This window comes from Actinoplanes sp. NPDC051343 (genome assembly GCF_044455125.1).
Classification (GTDB): Bacteria; Actinomycetota; Actinomycetes; order Mycobacteriales; family Micromonosporaceae; genus Actinoplanes.
Genome location: NZ_JBITEL010000001.1, coordinates 1,429,130 through 1,444,096 on the forward strand (window position 1 = coordinate 1,429,130; position 14,967 = coordinate 1,444,096).

Sequence of the window (14,967 nt, forward strand, 5' to 3'; positions counted from 1 at the left end):
CTCTGGAGTCGACCATGCATCATCTGATCGTCACGCCCGTCGGGCCGTTCGGGCTCGCGGTCGCCGACCGCCTCCGCGACCTCTGCCCCGACGTCGAGATCGCCGGCTCCGGCGCCGGCGTCGTCCGGCCGAGGGTGCCCGAACCACGACTGAACCTGCTCATAGCCTGGCGGCGGGTGCCGCGGATGGAGCGGGAGTTCGACGAGGAAGCGTTCCGCACCGGCCAGCCCTGGCTGCCGGTCACCCTCGACCATCCGGTGCTCGAGATCGGCCCGGTCGTGGTGCCGGGCGTCGGCCCGTGCCACGACTGCTACCGCGGCCGGATGGCCCAGCACGACCCCGGCCGCGACTTCCGCGCGGTGGTCGACGCCTACTACGACGACAACCCGGCGGACGGGCCGGCCGGTTATCTGCCGTCGACCGCCCTGTTCGCCGCCACCGCGATCGCCGGCATCGCCGCCCGGCTGCGGACCGCGCCGGAGCAGGAGGCGGGCCGCGTACGCCAGCTCGACGTGCCGACGCAGGGACTGTGGTCCGGCCACGTGGTCGGCGTGCACGGCTGCGCACGCTGCGGCCTCGGCCGCGACGAGACCACCCGGTCGTACGACCGTCTGCCCGCCCTACTGAAGGGAGTGTGGGAATGATCGGGACCGATGAGGCCACCGGCCACGAGGGACAGCTGTCCGCCGCGCACATGGCGTACGCCGTCGCCACCGACCCGCAGTTCCGGGTGCCGGTCCGGCCCTGCCTGGTGCCGGGCCTGGTGCACGTCCCGCTGCCGGACGGGCTGGCGTTCCTGGGCACCGGCAACCGCCTCTCCGCCCTGCGCGGCCGCACCGCCATCTCGCTGATCCCGCGGCTGCTCCCGTCGCTCGACGGCACCCGCACCGTGACAGAGCTGGCCGGGATGCACGCCGACGTCGCCGAGAGCACGATCAGCGCCTGCGTCTGTCTGCTCTACGTCAGCGGCCTGCTGCAGGACGGCCCGGCCGGCACGAACGTCGAGCTGATCCCGGCCGAGGTCGCCGGCTACCTGGGCCGCAACCTCGACACCACCCGGGTCAACCGCAACCTCGACGAGGCGTGCCAGCGCCTGGCCCAGACCCGGGTGCTGATCGCCGGCCCGGAGCAGCTCGCCGTGCTGCTCGGCGCCGAACTGGCCGTGGCCGGGGTCGACACCCACGGATGGGACGGCGCCGGCCTGGTGGCCGGCGACTTCGTGGTCGCCGTCGACAACGGCGACACGGAAGCGATGGCCGAGCTCGACGAGGCCTGCCGCCGGGCCGGGATCGCCTGGCTGCGCACCGCGTCCGGCGAGAACACGGTCGAGATCGGGCCGATGTTCGACGCCCGGCACACCTGCTGCTACCGGTGCTTCGCCGGGGGACGTCCGGCACCCGCGGGCGAGCCGTCGCCGGCCTGGGCGGCGCTGACCGCGACCGAGGTCGTACACCTGCTGTCCCGGGCCGGGCAGACGCCCTCGACGGCCGGGTGCCTCGTGTTCGACCTCGAGCGGTGGACGCAGACGTCGGACGGGGCGTACGCCCGGCCCGGCTGCCCGCGGTGCGTGCCCGGCGATCAGGCCGACGGGCCGGTCCTGGCCCACATGTACGAGCAGTCGGTGACGTTCCCGCCGCGCGAATGGCTCAACCCCAAGGACCACCAGTCGCACTACCGGCCGGCCAACGCGGCTCTCATGCTGCACAACAAGCAGTACCCGGGCGCACCGCGGATCGAGCTGCACGACGACAACCCGTCCCCGGACGCTCTCAGCCGGGCCGGCCTGGCGGCCCTGCTGCTGCGGACGGCCGGGTTGCGCGACGAGGACTACGGCCAGGTCAAGCGGTGGGCTCCGACGGGCGGCAACCTCGGTTCGCCGCAGGCGTACGTGCTGGCGCTGGACGTGGACGGGCTGGCCCCGGGCTGGTACTGCTACCAGCGCGGCGACCACAGCCTGGCCCGGGTCCGCGCCCTGCCCGCACTCCACGGCGAGGTCCAGCGGGTCTGGCCCGCGTTCGGTTCCGGACGCCCGGACGCCCTGATCGTGCTCACCGGCGCGCTCGACGTGGTGGCCGCCAAGTACCACGACTTCGCCTACCGGGTGATCACCCTGGACGCCGGCGTGGCCCTCGCCCAGCTGACCGCGCTCGCCGACGAGGCCGGCCTGACCTCGCGATTCGCCGACCGCTGGGACGACACGGCGGTCGGCACGGCTCTGAACCTGAACGCCGACACCGAACCGGTGACCGCGGTGGTCGCCCTCACCCGCGAGGAACGCCGATGAGTATTCTCCCGCAGCTCATGGCCGACACGCGGCTCGACGCCCGGGCGGCCGCCCGTCCGCCGGCCCCGGTCGCGGCGAGCCTCCGCCGGGCCCCTCACGACGGGGCTCCGACCACACTGCCGGCGCCCGCCGCCCCGCGCGCCGCCCTGCACGACGTGCTGCCGGAACGCACCGCGATCCGCGACTACGCCCGCACCCCGCTGTCCGGGGCCGACCTGTCCGCGCTGTTCGCCGCCGCCGACCGGATGGACACCCGCGGGTGGGCCGCCGACCGGGCGGCCGGCGTCGACCTCGAGCTCTACTGCGCGGCCTGGCGTGTCACCGGAGTGGACACCGGCCTCTACCGCTACCGGCCCGGACGGTCCGAGCTGTGCCGGGTGGCCGACCTGCCCGACGGCCGCGAGGCCGAGGAACTGGTCATGCAGCGCGAGTTCGCCGAGGCGCCGGCCCTGCTCGTCATCACCGGCAACCTGGCCGCGGCGGTCGCCCGGCACGGCAGCCACGGCCACCGGCTGCTGCTGACACGGGCCGGGGCGGCCGGGCACGCGGCGTGGCTGGCCGCCCTGCGTCTCGGCCTGGCCGGCACCGTGTTCGCCGGGCTTCTCCCGAGTGCCCTGCGCGAACGCGCGGGCGCCGACGGGTACCACCGCGCCGCGCTGTTCGCGTTCGCGGCCGGGCACCCCATCCCCGATCTGGGCCCCCGCTCCTAGCGCGACGGGCCCTGGCCGGCCGGCACGTCAGCCGACCGGCGGTTTCCGCATGAACACGACACATCGAGGGAGCAGTACCTGTGAACATCGACATCACCGGGCGCGAAGAATTCGACGAGCTGGACCTCTGGCTGGAGGACGACCTGACCGCCGAGCAGCTGCCGACCGTCGTCAGCGCGTCGCTGATGGCCTGCATCGGCACCAAGTCGACGGGCGCCACGAAGGCGTCCGCGGCCACCAAGGCGACCCGCGGCACCGGCTCCTGCGCGGGCACGAAGGCGACCCGCGGCACCGGCTCCTGCGTCGGCACCAAGGCGACCCGCGGCACCGGCTCCTGCGTCGGCACCCGGGCCACCCGCGGCACCGGCTCCTGCGTCGGCACCCGGGCCACCCGCGGCACCGGCTCCTGCATCGGCACCCGGGCCACCCGGGCCTCGGTCGGCACTCGCGCCTGCATCTAGTGATCCCCGCCGGGGGCGTGTTCACCAGCACGCCCCCGGCCTCCGCACCACGCATTCGACAAGACGGAGGCCCCCCGTGCCGACTGAGACGACCGAGGCCGTACCCGGCTGGCTCGAGGAACCCGTGGAGCTGGCCCCGCTGGTCAGCCTCGTCGAGGGCGCCGACGGCCATCCCCTGCTGTTCAACGCCGCGAACGGTGTCTACGTACGGTTGAGCCGCACCGGCGCCCACGTGGTGCCGTTACTCGACGGATCCCGTACCGGGACAGCGCTGCTGGCCGCGGCCAGCCGGTCCCGAGGCCCGGACGGCGTACGTGACCGCTCCCCCGACCTGCTCTGTTTCCTCAACGACCTCCAGTCAGCGGGCGTCCTGTCGGCACCGCCCGAGCCCTACCGGGGCATCAAGCTGCTGGTGTCGCACCTGATGCGCCTCAGCCCCGAGTTCCGCATCCCGGCCCGGCTCCTGAACCGGCTGCTCGAACCACCGGCCCGGATCGTCACCCGCTTCTCCCGCACGGTCGCCACCCTCGCGGTGCTGCTCGCGGCGGCCGCGGTGACCGCCATCGCCCGGGCGTTGACCGCGCCGGACCCGTTCGGTTTCGGTGGTCCGCCCTGGCTGGTGATCGGCGCCGCATTCCTGGTGCAGGCCGCGGTGCACGAGAGCGCGCACGCCCTGGTGTGCCAGGCGCTCGGCGTGCCCGTCCGCGAGGCCGGCATCAAGCTGGCCATGATGCTCGTCCCGCTCACCTTCGTCGACCGCACGGACGCCTACCGGGTGCGGTCACGCGCGGCCCGCGCCGCCCTGGCCCTGGCCGGCCCGGTCGTCGACGTGACCGCCGCGGGCCTGACCAGCCTGCTGATCGTGACGGACCCGGCCCGGTTCGGCGACCTGCACTGGCTCCTCGGCCTGCAGCTGCTCCTGGCCTGCAACAACCTCAACCCGCTGCTGCCGGTGACCGACGGGCACCACGCGCTCGAGGCCGCCCTCGGAGAGATCAACCTGCGGCACCGCGCCTTCACCTACCTGGGCCACCTGCTGTTCCGCATCCCGCTGTCGTCCGCCCACCGCACGTTCTCGGCGAGCCGCCGCGGCATGTACGTGGCCTACGGCGTCATCAGCGCCGTCTACGTCGTCCTGGTCCTCACCCTGATCGCCTCGAACTACTTCGCCCTGATCGGCGCCGCTACCGGCTGAAGGTTTCGGTCAGGCCACTCGTAAGGTCAACGGGCCTCGGGACACGACGGCCCAGGTTCTCCGCCCGGATAGCGGCACGCTCATCGGCGGCTTCCTCGCCGGCCAGCCAGGGCTCCTCGTAGAGGCGCTCGGCCAGGGGGACATTCTCCCGGTACCAGCGGTTCTACGTCGCCCTGGTACGAACCTTGATCGCCTCGAACTACTTCGCCCCGATCGGCGCCGCCACCGATTGACGGGGGTTGTCGTGCGCCTATAGTCGTCAGGTCAATCCGCTCGACCCGGGCACTTCGCAAGGCGCTGTCGATCGGGCTGGCCGGCACCTACGACCGTCGAGGAGGCAACCGATGAGCTCGGTTTCCGTCCGACAGTTCTGCTACCACCCGCGCGCGATGTTCAGACGCGTCGAGCAGGGGGAGACGATCGAGGTCACCCCCCACGGCAAGGTGATCGCCGTGCTGATGCCCGGTGCGAGCGGCCGGGGCCGTTACTCTCCGCTGGCCGCCAAGGGTCAGATCCGGCTCAGGGCGGCCACGACAGCCGATCTCGATCAGCTGCCGTCGTACGACGTGCCGGCCGGCGCTTCACCGCTCGACCTGCTGCTCGAAGCCCGCGCCGAGGCCGACTGCTGATCTATCCGGGCGTCCGCGCTCGTCACGCTCCTCGCGGGGCGCGCCTACGCCAAGGAATGGCGAGCGTTGCTCCAGGATCGGCCGGTGATGCCGATGGCCACGAGCAGCCTCGGTTTCGTCGAGACCGTTCGCACCATGGATCGCATCGGCGACTTCCCCGGCCTCATGCGCGATCTCGTCATCGGCTTCACCGAGATCCTGCTGACCGAGGAGGTCCGCGACGCGGCAGGCCACCTTCCCGGCGATCTCCGGACGCTCGACGCCATCCACGTGGCCAGCGCCCAGGTTCTGGGTGATTCGCTGGACACACTGATCACCTACGACCGGCGGATGCTGGACGTCGCACGAGCAGAGGGATTGCCGGCCGAAGCTCCGGGTCTCGCCTGAGCACCTCCGGCCTCCGCAAGGCAATCTCACGGGGCGGACCCGGACGTGGCGGCCCGGTCGGCGGTCAACCGCGGCGGATAGGGTTGCGGTCGTGGTTGACATGCTGATCCCGGGTTCAAAATCGATCACTGCGCGGGCGTTGTTCCTGGCCGCGGCCGCTGAAGGCGAGACTCGCCTGGTGCAGCCGCTGCGGTCGGACGACACCGAGGCGTTTGCCGAGGGGCTGCGCCGGCTGGGTTATGCGGTCGACAGCTCGCGCGACGACGAGTGGGTGATCGGCGGGCGGGCCGGCGGGCCGCCGCGCGCCGAGGCCGAGGTGTCCTGCCGGGACGGGGCGACCACGGCGCGGTTCCTGCCCGCGCTGGCGGCGACCGGCCGCGGGTCCTACCGTTTCGACGCGTCGGAGCAGATGCGGCGGCGGCCGATGGCGCCGCTGACCGACGCGCTGACCGCGCTCGGTGTCAAGATCGATTTTCTCGGTGAGGCCGACCACCACCCGTTCGCGCTGTCCGCGAACGGGGTCGAGGGCGGGGCGCTGACGCTCGACGCGAGCATCTCGTCGCAGTTCCTGACCGCGCTGCTGCTGCTCGCGCCGCTCACCCGCAAGGGTCTGCGGATCGACGTGTCCGACCTGGTCTCGGTGCCCTACGTCGGCATCACCGTGGCCATGATGCGCTCGTTCGGCATCGAGGTCGACGTCGCGGGCTCGACCTATGACGTGCGCCCCCAGGCGTACCGCCCCCAGGCGTACCGGATCGAACCCGACGCCTCGTCGGCCAGCTATTTCTTCGCCGCCGCCGCCCTCGCCGGGGGCGAGGTGACGGTGCCCGGCCTGGGCAGCGGAGCCCTGCAGGGCGACCTCGCGTTCGTCGAGGTGCTCGAGGAGATGGGCGCCCACGTGTCGATCACGCCGGAGGGCACCACGGTGCGCGGCGGGGCGCTGCGCGGCGGCACCTACAACATGCGCGACATCTCCGACACGATGCCGACGCTGGCCGCGATCGCGCCGTTCGCCGAGGCGCCGACGAAGATCGTCGACGTCTACAACACCCGGCTCAAGGAGTGTGACCGGCTCGAGGCGTGTGCCGGCAACCTGCGGCGGATGGGCATCACGGTCGACACCGGCCGCGACTGGATCGAGATCCACCCGGGCACGCCGCGCACCGCCGAGGTCGAGACGTTCCGCGACCACCGCATCGCGATGGCGTTCAGCGTGGCCGCGCTGCGGGTCGACGGCGGCCTCACCTTCGACGACCCGGGCTGCGTGAAGAAGACGTTCCCGGACTTCCACCGGGCGTTCGCCGACTTCGCCGCGAAGCTGGGTTAGAAGCCGGCCGCGAAGCCGTCCTTCCGCGGGTCGGAGCCGCCCAAAATCCGGCCCGCGCGGATGTCGATGGCCTGACCGCCGCCGAACAGCATCCGGTCCGGTTCGACGTGGACCGGCCACCCGGCCGCCTCCAGCGAGGCCGCGGAGGACGCCAGACCCTCCTCGAGCCGCACCCGGCCCGCGTCGATCCGGAAGCGCGCCCGGTCGAGGGCGGCCTGCGGGTCGAGACCGTCGTCGAGCACCGACGCCAGGTATTGCACGTGGGCCTGCGCCTGGATGAATCCGCCCATCACCCCGAACGGCCCCCGCAACCGCCCGTTCTCGACAAGCATGCCGGGCATCAGCGTGTGGTAGGGCCGGCGGCCGGGCTCGACCGATCCGCTCACGCCGAAGCCTTCGGCCCGGTTGTTCAGCACGACGCCGGTGCCGGGGGCGACGACCCCGGAGCCGAAGCTCTCGTAGAGGCTCTGGATGAACGACACCGCCATGCCGTCCCCGTCGAGCGCGCACAGGTAGACGGTGCCGCCGGCCGGCTCGCGCAGCAGCCGCGGCCGGTCCTGCCCGCGGGCCGAAAGGTGCGAGGGCGTGAGGAGCCCGCTGACGTCGGCACCGTCGCGGACCTGCGCATAGGCGTCCTCGAGGGCGAGCGCCACGGCCCGCATGCGGTCACCGAGCGCCGGGCGTTCCACGGCGGAAAGCAGACCCAGGGCTTCAAGGGCGGCGACGCCCTGCGTCGGCGGCGGCATTTCCAGTACGTCGACCCCGCGGTACGCATAGCGCAGAGGCTCGACCCAGCCCGCGGAATACGCGGCCAGATCGTCCTCGGTCAGCCATGTCGAGGCGGCCATCGCCGCAGCGACCGGGCCCCGGTAGAAGGCCTGCGGGCCGCCGCCGGCGATCAGCCGCAGCGTGCGGCCCAGGTCGGGCAGGCGAAAGACCTGGCCGGTCTCCGGGGCCGGTCCGAACTCGGCCGGGGCGTGCGCGGTGTGCCGCCACATCCAGGAGCAGTGGTAGCCGGCGGCGACCCCGCGCTCGGCCAGGTCGATGGCCGGCGCCAGGCAGGTGTCGAGGCCGAGCTTGCCGTAGCGCTCGCTCAGTGCGGCCCAGCCGGCCACGGCTCCGGGCACGTCGACCGAGCGCGGGCCGCCCGCGGCCGGCACCTCGTGCGGCTGGGCATTTCGCGGCGCCGGGCCGGCCGCGTCGAGCCCGGTGGCCGCGCCCCCGTCCCAGACGATCGCGAACGCGTCGCCGCCGATCCCGGTCGACATCGGTTCGGCCACGCAGCACACCGCGGCGGCCGCGATGGCCGCGTCGGCCGCCGACCCGCCCCGGCGCAGCATGTCGAGGCCGGCCAGGGTGGCCGGCGCCTGACTGGTGGCCACCATCGCCTCGGCCGCCACGGCCGGACCGCGGCCCGGCGCGTCACGAAATCCCGGTACGTCGATCATGCCTACAGTGTCGCCCGCCCGGTCACGCCTGCCCAGTGTCGCCCGCCCACTCCCGCCCACTCCCGCCCGGCGATCCCCTCGACCCCCTCGACCCCTCGGCCGTCGACCCCCTCGACCCCACCCGTGCTGGGTGGGGTCGAGTCGATCAGCCGGGTCCGACAAGGTCGGGCCGTTATCCACAGCAGATCACGAGCAGGCGGCCCCGTTGAGGCTGAAGCCGCTCGGGGCGGCGTTGTTGCCGTTGTGGTCGGCCTGGAAACCGATCGTCGTCGACGCGCCGGGTGCCAGCGCACCGTTGTAGCCGGCGTTGGTCGCCGTCACCTGGCCGCTGTTCGGCGAGTACGTCGCGTTCCAGCCGCTGGTGATGGTCTGCCCGGACGCCAGGTTGAACTTCAGCGACCAGCCGTTGATCGCGGACGAGCCGGTATTGGTGATCGTGATGTTGTCGGTCAGCCCGGTGTTCCAGGCGCTGACCGAGTTGGTCACCTTGCAGGCTCCCCCGCTGCCCCCGGTTGGTGGCGGCGTGGTCGGCCCAGTGGTCGGCCCGGTGGTCGGCCCAGTGGTCGGCGGGGTGGTCGGCGGAGTCGTGGGCGGGGTGGTCGAACCACCCGAGCCCTCGCTGACCGTGATGTTGGAGCTGCCGCTGCTCTGGTAGCCCTCGGTCGCCAGGATCTGGTAGTCGAAGCTGCCGAGGTTGAGCCCGAGCGACTTCCACGCGTTGAAGTGGTTGGCGACCGTGATCGTGCCGCTGCTGCGGTGCGACTGGCGGACGCTCCAGTACTGGTAGAACGTCGCGGTGCCGATGATCGACGGCTGGTTGACCCGCTGGGTGCGGTAGATGTCGTAGGTGCTGCCGTCGGTGGTGACGGAGCCCAGATGCTGCGCTCCCGAGCTCGGGTTGTAACTGCCGAAGTTCTCGACGATGTAGTACTCGATGAGCGGGTTGGTGGTCCAGCCGTACAGGGAGAGATAGCCGTTGCCGTTCGGGCTGAACGTGCCCGAATAGTTCACGGTGTGGGCCGAGCCGGGCTTCCACCCCTTACCGACGACCATGTTATTCATGTTGCTCCACTGAACGCTGTAGTTGCCGCCCGCGCCCAGCGTCATGCTGACGTTCCCGCTGTCCTTCCAGTACGAGTAGAAGAACCCGTTGTGGGTGCCGGTCCCGTTGGACGTGATGGTCTGGTTGGCGTCGGCGTGGGCCACGCCGGCCAGGGTGACGGCCAGGACAGCGGCGGTGAACCCGCTGACCACGAGCCTGATTCGATTTCTCACGTGCGTGCATCCTTTCGCGTCACGAAAACAGCCCGAGGACGAGGCTGATGACGGATGTCGATGGATGCAGTATCGAAAGGGCCTCCGAAACTTGTCAACGTGTGTCGAAAGTTTCGGAGGCCCAGCCGTACTAGTTGATCACGGAAAGAACGGTCCCCGCCGCGACCGTGCGGTTCCCCTCCCGTACGGCGAAACCGAGGCCCTCCTCGAGGGCGACCGGCTTGCCCAGGGTGACCGTCACCGAGTCGAGGGTGTCGCCCGGCATGACCAGGTCGACGCCCCCGAGGTCGAGGCCGCCCGGCACGTCGGTGGTGTGGAAGTAGAACTGCGGCCGGTAGTTCTCCTCGAACGGCGTGTGCCGGCCACCCTCCTCCTTCGTCAGCGCGTACATCCGGGCGCGGAACCGCGTGTGCGGCCGCACGCTGCCCGGCAGCGCCACCACCTGGCCGCGCTCCACCTGCTCGCGCTTGATCCCCCGGAGCAGGATCGCGGCGTTGTCGCCCGCCTCGGCCCGCTCGAGCGACTTGCCGAACGTCTCCAGCCCGGTCGCCACCGACGTCAGCGTCGGGCCGAGACCCACGACCTCGACCGCGTCGCCGACCCGCAGCGTGCCGCGCTCGATCTTCCCGGTCACGACGGTGCCGCGCCCACTGATCGAGAGGACGTTCTCGATCGGCATCAGGAACGGCTGGTCGAGAGACCGGTCAGGAACCGGCACGTACGCGTCGACCGCGTCCAGCAGGTCCACGATGGATTGCACCCAGATCGGGTCGCCCTCGAGAGCCTTGAGCGCGCTGACCCGAACCACGGGCACCTGGTCGCCGGGAAACCCAAACGAAGACAGCAGCTCCCGGACCTCGAGCTCGACCAGGTCGAGCAGCTCCGGGTCGTCGACCGCGTCGCTCTTGTTGAGCGCGACCACCAGGTGCGGCACACCGACCCGCTGGGCGAGCAGCACGTGCTCGCGGGTCTGCGGCATCGAGCCGTCCTGGGCGCTCACGACGAGAATTGCCCCGTCGACCTGCGCCGCGCCCGTGATCATGTTCTTCACGTAGTCGGCGTGCCCGGGCATGTCGACGTGGGCGTAGTGGCGCTGCGGGGTCTCGTACTCGACGTGCGCGATCGTGATGGTGATGCCGCGGGCGGCCTCCTCCGGCGCCCGGTCGATGCCCTCGAACGCGACGTACCGGTTGGTTGCCGGGTCGCGGTCGGCGAGGACCTTCGTGATGGCGGCGGTGAGGGTGGTCTTGCCGTGGTCGACGTGCCCCATCGTGCCGATGTTGACATGCGGCTTGGTGCGGATGAACTGGCTCTTCGCCATGAAAATCGTTCCTTACTGGATGTAAGGCAGAGACTGTGGTGCGCGAGCCGCTTGCCGGGCGGACCGCGCCAGAACCGCGCATGGAGCAGCCACCCCTCCCCCGGGTTCTGCTGCTCGTGGGGAAGGGTCAGCTTCGCGTATCGAATCGCGCGCACACGGGAGCCACCACGAGGTGCAGCTGCAGACCGGGCGCGAACATGACCAGCACGTTAGCGATCAACGCCGGGGCCGTCGACTTGATTTCAGGCTCGATCGACGTCGGCGAGCGGCGCCATCACGATGCGCGGGTGCCCCGCCGGATCGAGCCAGTGCAGGATCCCGATCAGATGGCCTCGGGTGACCGACACGCAGCCGGCCGTCGACCCACGGCCGTTGACGTGCAGGAAGATCGCCGACCCGCGCCCGGCAACGGACGGCCGGGAGGTCACGAATTCGGAGTGCCGCGGGTCCCAGACGACGGTCGGCGGTGCCGGCCGGTTGAAGTCGATCACCACCGCGTACGCGTATTGAACCGGGAAGGAAGAGAGGCGTTCCGATTGCCCCGTGCGCCAGGTGCGGCCGGTCCCGGCCGCCGGTTCCCAGAGGTTGTACGTACGGCGGTCGCGCCGATCACCGACCCAGTAGTCGTTGCGGCCCACTCGGCGGTAGGGCAGTTGCGCCCCCGGATCGGCCGCCAGCCCGAACGCCTCGGTGAGCGTGAACGTCCCGGCCGGCGTGGTCCCGGTGTCCTGCACCCGGCGGTCGGCCCACGCCCACCCGCCGTACCCGATCCGGGCCGCCATCGGCGGCACCACCTCGCGCCACCCGGGTTCTTCCCGCTGATAGGCGTGCAGCGTCGCGTAGGTCCCGCCGGTCCCCACGACGACCAGCAACTGCTGAGCGTTCCCGACGTGCGTGAGGCGGGTGGGAAACCAGGAGGGCACCGAGGCTTCGGCCGGCGCGGCGATACCGAGCGCCACCAGCAGACCGAGCAGGACGACGAGACGTCGCACACACTCAAGCTAGATCGCCACCGGCCCACGCGTCGGCGATAGTGATCACCATGACCATCGCCCGTCGGCGGGCGGCCCTGTTGCTGCTGTTCTTCGTGCCCGGGCTCGAACTCGCCTCCTGGGTGAGCCGCACCCCCGCCGTCCGTGACCTGCTGAGCGCGTCGACCGCCGAGATGGGACTCGTGCTGTTCGGGCTCTCGGCCGGATCGATGACCGGCGTGCTGAGTTCCGGGGCGCTGATCGCCCGCTTCGGCACCCGCCGGGTGATCACCGCCGGTGCCGGTGCGGTGGTGGCCGGCCTGCCGCTGGTCGGGCTCGGGGCCTGGCTCGCGCAGAGCGTGCTCGTCGCGGCCGGGCTGCTGCTGCTCGGGCTCGGCGTGGGCGGCAGCGAGGTGGCGATCAACATCGAGGGTGCCGACATCGAGCGGCTCACCGGCCGGGCGGTGCTGCCGACGCTGCACGGCTTCTACAGTCTCGGCACGGTGCTCGGCGCCGCGGTGGGGCTGCTGCTCGCGGCCACCGGATTCCCGGTGGTGTGGCACATGGTCGTGGTCGCCGCGGTCAGCGTTCCGGCGGTGGTCGTGGCCGTCCGCTGGATGGGTCCCGGCATCGACCAGGAGCCCTCGCACGCCCACGGCACCGCGAACGCCCGCCGGGTCTGGCGCGACTACCGGCTGCTGCTCATCGGCGTGGTGATCCTGGCCCTGGCCTTGGCCGAGGGATCGGCCAACGACTGGCTGCCCCTGATCATGGTCGACGGGCACGGCCTCGACCCGGCGCTCGGCTCGGCGATCTACCTGGTGTTCGTCGCCGCGATGGCGGCCGGGCGGTTCGCCGGCGGCTGGTTCCTCGCCCGGTTGGGCCGGGCCGCGATCCTCGGCGGCAGCGCGGTCATCGGCGGTGCCGGGCTCGCCGTCGTCGTCATCGCCGACAACGACGTGGTCGCCGGGGCGGCCGTCGTGCTGTGGGGCCTCGGCGCCGCGCTCGGGTTCCCGGTCGCCCTCTCGGCGGCCGCCGACTCGGGGCCCGGCCCGACCGCCCGGGTCTCGGTCGTCGCCTCGATCGGGTACGTCGCCTTCCTCGCCGGGCCGCCCGCCCTCGGGCTGCTCGGCAACCACTACGGCCTGCGCGGCGCGATGACCCTGGTGCTGGTGTTCCTCGCCGTCGCGGCGGCCGTCACACCCGCCCTTTCGGTCCGCCGGCTCTCGCCTACCACGTGAAAGGGCGGCCGCGGGCGGTGCTCATGACGGTGCGGCCCTCCCGGACGTAGCGGTAGGCCATCACCACGGCGTACTGGTGGCCGCGCGGTGGTGAGGCCAAACCCGGGCCGCATTTCGCCGTGTCGGCCTCGCCGTCGAAGGAGAGGCCGTTGCAGGTCTTCGGGCCGGCCACCGTGTGACCCGAGCCGGCGTCCTGCAGGGAGATCGAGATGCTGCCGGTCGCGCCGCCGGGAGCGATCAGCGAGGCCTGGTAGCGGATGTCACGGCCGACCATCTGGCACGGCACCGGGCCGAGCGGCGTCCGGCTGCTCAGGTCGAACGCGAAACCCCGGCTGCACTGCAACGGCCCGTACGCCCGGGCCTCCGGCTGCGGCAGCCGGGCGGCACCGTGGCGGGCGGCGGTGGCCGGGTGCTTCGCGCGTACGGACGAAGAGGGTGACGTCTGCGCCTGCAGCGACCCCGCCGTGCCCGCGGCGTGCGTGCGCGAGGCGGACGGGAGCGGGCTCGACGCCAACCGCGGCGTCGCGCGATGCGAGACCCGGGCCGCCGGGGCGGCGTGCGCCGGTCCGGCGGCGGCCGGGCCCCGGCTCGCGTCGCCGTGGCCGTAGTTCCAGGCCGTGGTCGCGACCGCCGAGGCCAGCATCGCCAGCGCGATCACCGTCATCGTGGCGCCGGGCCGGGCCCAGCGCCAGCCGGGGGCCTGGTTGCGGGCCTGCCCGGGCTTCTCGCCCGGGTCCGGGACGACCGAGACCGCCGGTTTCGGCGGCGACCCGGGGATGGGCGGGTACGACTCGGCGACCGGCGGATTGGGCTCGATCCGCGGGCCGCCCGGTGCGGGCAGCGCCGGCCAGTCGCCGGCCTCCTGGGAGAGGTCGGAGAGGTCGGCGACCAGTTCGGCGGCACTCGGCCGCAGGCGCGGTTTGAGCGCCATGCACGCCTTGATCGCCTCCCAGTAGCCCTCGGGGATGCCGGCAGGGCGGTCCGGTTTGCCCTCCATGTGCCGGCGCATGAGGTCGGGGATCGAGTCGCTGTCGTACGGCGGGCGCCCGGTGACCATCTCGTAGAGCAGCACGCCGAGCGCGTACACGTCGGTGGCGGGCGAGGTCGACGGGCTGTGGAAGGCCTCCGGCGACATGTAGTGCGGGGTGCCGACGACCGCGTTGGGCGTGGTCATGCTGGGCGTGTTGAGGATGCGGGCGACGCCGAAGTCGGTCAGCCGGGTTTCCAGGCGCCCCTCCTCGGCCTGCAGCAGGATGTTGTCCGGTTTGAGGTCGCGGTGCACCACCCCCAGCTCGTGGGCCTCGGTCAGCGCGGCCGCCACCTGGGCGGCCAGCCGGGCCGCCTCACCGGCCGGCACGGTGTGGTGGCGGCGCAGGTGGTCGCGCAGGCTGCCGCCGCTGACCAGGTCCATCACCAGGCCGAGGGTCTCGCCGACGCTGAACAGGTCGCGGACCCGCACCACGTTGCGGTGGCGCAGCATCAGCAGGATCGTGCGCTCCTGCACGAAGCGGGTCACCAGCTTGGGCTGCCGGAGCAGGCTCTCGTGGAGCAGTTTGATCGCGACCGGGTGGCCGGTGGAAAGATCGGTACCTCGCCAGACCGTACCGGTGGCTCCCTGGCCGATCGGTCGTTGAAGGATGTACGAGCTGCCGACGTGCCGACCGCTGAGGTCCAGGGTCGATGCGCCGCGATCCTTGGTCACTCGAAATTACCTCCAG

At 72.2% G+C, this 14,967-nt stretch carries 14 protein-coding genes; 9 read left to right on the forward strand and 5 right to left on the reverse strand.

The features are described from left to right. Positions 1-14: 14 nt before the first annotated feature. The 8 genes from ACIA5C_RS06390 to aroA all read left to right on the forward strand — a co-directional run bounded on the left by ACIA5C_RS06390 (position 15) and on the right by aroA (position 6,993). Positions 15-644, forward strand: coding sequence for a TOMM precursor leader peptide-binding protein (locus ACIA5C_RS06390; protein WP_396051862.1), 630 nt, complete (start codon positions 15-17; stop codon positions 642-644). Further along, a complete protein-coding gene (locus ACIA5C_RS06395) occupies positions 641-2,284 on the forward strand; it encodes a nitroreductase family protein (protein ID WP_396051864.1) in 1,644 nt (547 codons plus the stop codon). Before ACIA5C_RS06390 ends, ACIA5C_RS06395 begins: the two co-directional genes overlap by 4 nt. Beyond that, a complete protein-coding gene (locus ACIA5C_RS06400; protein ID WP_396051866.1) occupies positions 2,281-2,994 on the forward strand; it encodes a nitroreductase family protein in 714 nt (237 codons plus the stop codon). Before ACIA5C_RS06395 ends, ACIA5C_RS06400 begins: the two co-directional genes overlap by 4 nt. Before the next feature lie 80 nt (positions 2,995-3,074). After that, positions 3,075-3,455 (forward strand): hypothetical protein, encoded by a 381-nt coding sequence (locus tag ACIA5C_RS06405; RefSeq protein ID WP_396051868.1) that lies wholly within the window; start codon positions 3,075-3,077, stop codon positions 3,453-3,455. Positions 3,456-3,531: 76 nt separating this feature from the next. Continuing rightward, positions 3,532-4,650, forward strand: a complete 1,119-nt coding sequence (locus tag ACIA5C_RS06410) for a hypothetical protein (RefSeq protein ID WP_396051870.1) — start codon at positions 3,532-3,534, stop codon at positions 4,648-4,650. 344 nt (positions 4,651-4,994) lie between these two features. Continuing rightward, complete coding sequence (locus tag ACIA5C_RS06415) at positions 4,995-5,279, forward strand: type II toxin-antitoxin system Phd/YefM family antitoxin (protein ID WP_396051872.1); 285 nt, start codon at positions 4,995-4,997, stop codon at positions 5,277-5,279. A 3-nt stretch (positions 5,280-5,282) separates the two neighbouring features. Further along, positions 5,283-5,666 carry a PIN domain-containing protein gene (locus ACIA5C_RS06420; RefSeq protein ID WP_396052048.1) on the forward strand — a complete coding sequence of 128 codons (384 nt, stop codon included), beginning with the start codon at positions 5,283-5,285 and terminating at the stop codon, positions 5,664-5,666. A 100-nt stretch (positions 5,667-5,766) separates the two neighbouring features. Further along, entirely contained in the window at positions 5,767-6,993 is a 1,227-nt protein-coding gene (gene aroA, locus ACIA5C_RS06425; RefSeq protein WP_396052050.1) for a 3-phosphoshikimate 1-carboxyvinyltransferase, read from the forward strand. Here aroA and ACIA5C_RS06430 read toward each other — a convergent pair. The 4 genes from ACIA5C_RS06430 to ACIA5C_RS06445 all read right to left on the reverse strand — a co-directional run bounded on the left by ACIA5C_RS06430 (position 6,990) and on the right by ACIA5C_RS06445 (position 12,029). Continuing rightward, positions 6,990-8,441 carry a gamma-glutamyltransferase family protein gene (locus tag ACIA5C_RS06430; protein ID WP_396051874.1) on the reverse strand — a complete coding sequence of 484 codons (1,452 nt, stop codon included), beginning with the start codon at positions 8,439-8,441 and terminating at the stop codon, positions 6,990-6,992. The genes aroA and ACIA5C_RS06430 overlap by 4 nt on opposite strands. Before the next feature lie 186 nt (positions 8,442-8,627). Further along, a complete protein-coding gene (locus tag ACIA5C_RS06435; protein WP_396051876.1) occupies positions 8,628-9,716 on the reverse strand; it encodes a glycoside hydrolase family 11 protein in 1,089 nt (362 codons plus the stop codon). 130 nt (positions 9,717-9,846) lie between these two features. Next, positions 9,847-11,037, reverse strand: a complete 1,191-nt coding sequence (gene tuf / locus ACIA5C_RS06440; RefSeq protein WP_396051878.1) for an elongation factor Tu — start codon at positions 11,035-11,037, stop codon at positions 9,847-9,849. Between the two features lie 242 nt (positions 11,038-11,279). Then, a complete protein-coding gene (locus ACIA5C_RS06445) occupies positions 11,280-12,029 on the reverse strand; it encodes a L,D-transpeptidase family protein (RefSeq protein ID WP_396051880.1) in 750 nt (249 codons plus the stop codon). A 50-nt stretch (positions 12,030-12,079) separates the two neighbouring features. Here ACIA5C_RS06445 and ACIA5C_RS06450 point away from each other — a divergent pair, with 50 nt between their 5' ends. Beyond that, positions 12,080-13,249 (forward strand): MFS transporter, encoded by a 1,170-nt coding sequence (locus ACIA5C_RS06450; RefSeq protein ID WP_396051882.1) that lies wholly within the window; start codon positions 12,080-12,082, stop codon positions 13,247-13,249. Here the strand turns inward: ACIA5C_RS06450 and ACIA5C_RS06455 are convergent. Next, entirely contained in the window at positions 13,239-14,951 is a 1,713-nt protein-coding gene (locus ACIA5C_RS06455) for a protein kinase (RefSeq protein WP_396051884.1), read from the reverse strand. The two genes, ACIA5C_RS06450 and ACIA5C_RS06455, sit on opposite strands and share 11 nt — an antisense overlap. Between the last annotated feature and the right edge of the window lie 16 nt (positions 14,952-14,967).

Coding starts and splice junctions, on each gene's coding strand:
- ACIA5C_RS06390 (WP_396051862.1), top strand. CDS start 15: ATGCATCATCTGATCGTCACGCCCGTCGGGCCGTTCGGGCTCGCGGTC.
- ACIA5C_RS06400 (WP_396051866.1), top strand. CDS start 2,281: ATGAGTATTCTCCCGCAGCTCATGGCCGACACGCGGCTCGACGCCCGG.
- ACIA5C_RS06415 (WP_396051872.1), top strand. CDS start 4,995: ATGAGCTCGGTTTCCGTCCGACAGTTCTGCTACCACCCGCGCGCGATG.
- tuf (WP_396051878.1), bottom strand. CDS start 11,037: ATGGCGAAGAGCCAGTTCATCCGCACCAAGCCGCATGTCAACATCGGC.
- ACIA5C_RS06450 (WP_396051882.1), top strand. CDS start 12,080: ATGACCATCGCCCGTCGGCGGGCGGCCCTGTTGCTGCTGTTCTTCGTG.
- ACIA5C_RS06395 (WP_396051864.1), top strand. CDS start 641: ATGATCGGGACCGATGAGGCCACCGGCCACGAGGGACAGCTGTCCGCC.
- aroA (WP_396052050.1), top strand. CDS start 5,767: ATGCTGATCCCGGGTTCAAAATCGATCACTGCGCGGGCGTTGTTCCTG.
- ACIA5C_RS06430 (WP_396051874.1), bottom strand. CDS start 8,441: ATGATCGACGTACCGGGATTTCGTGACGCGCCGGGCCGCGGTCCGGCC.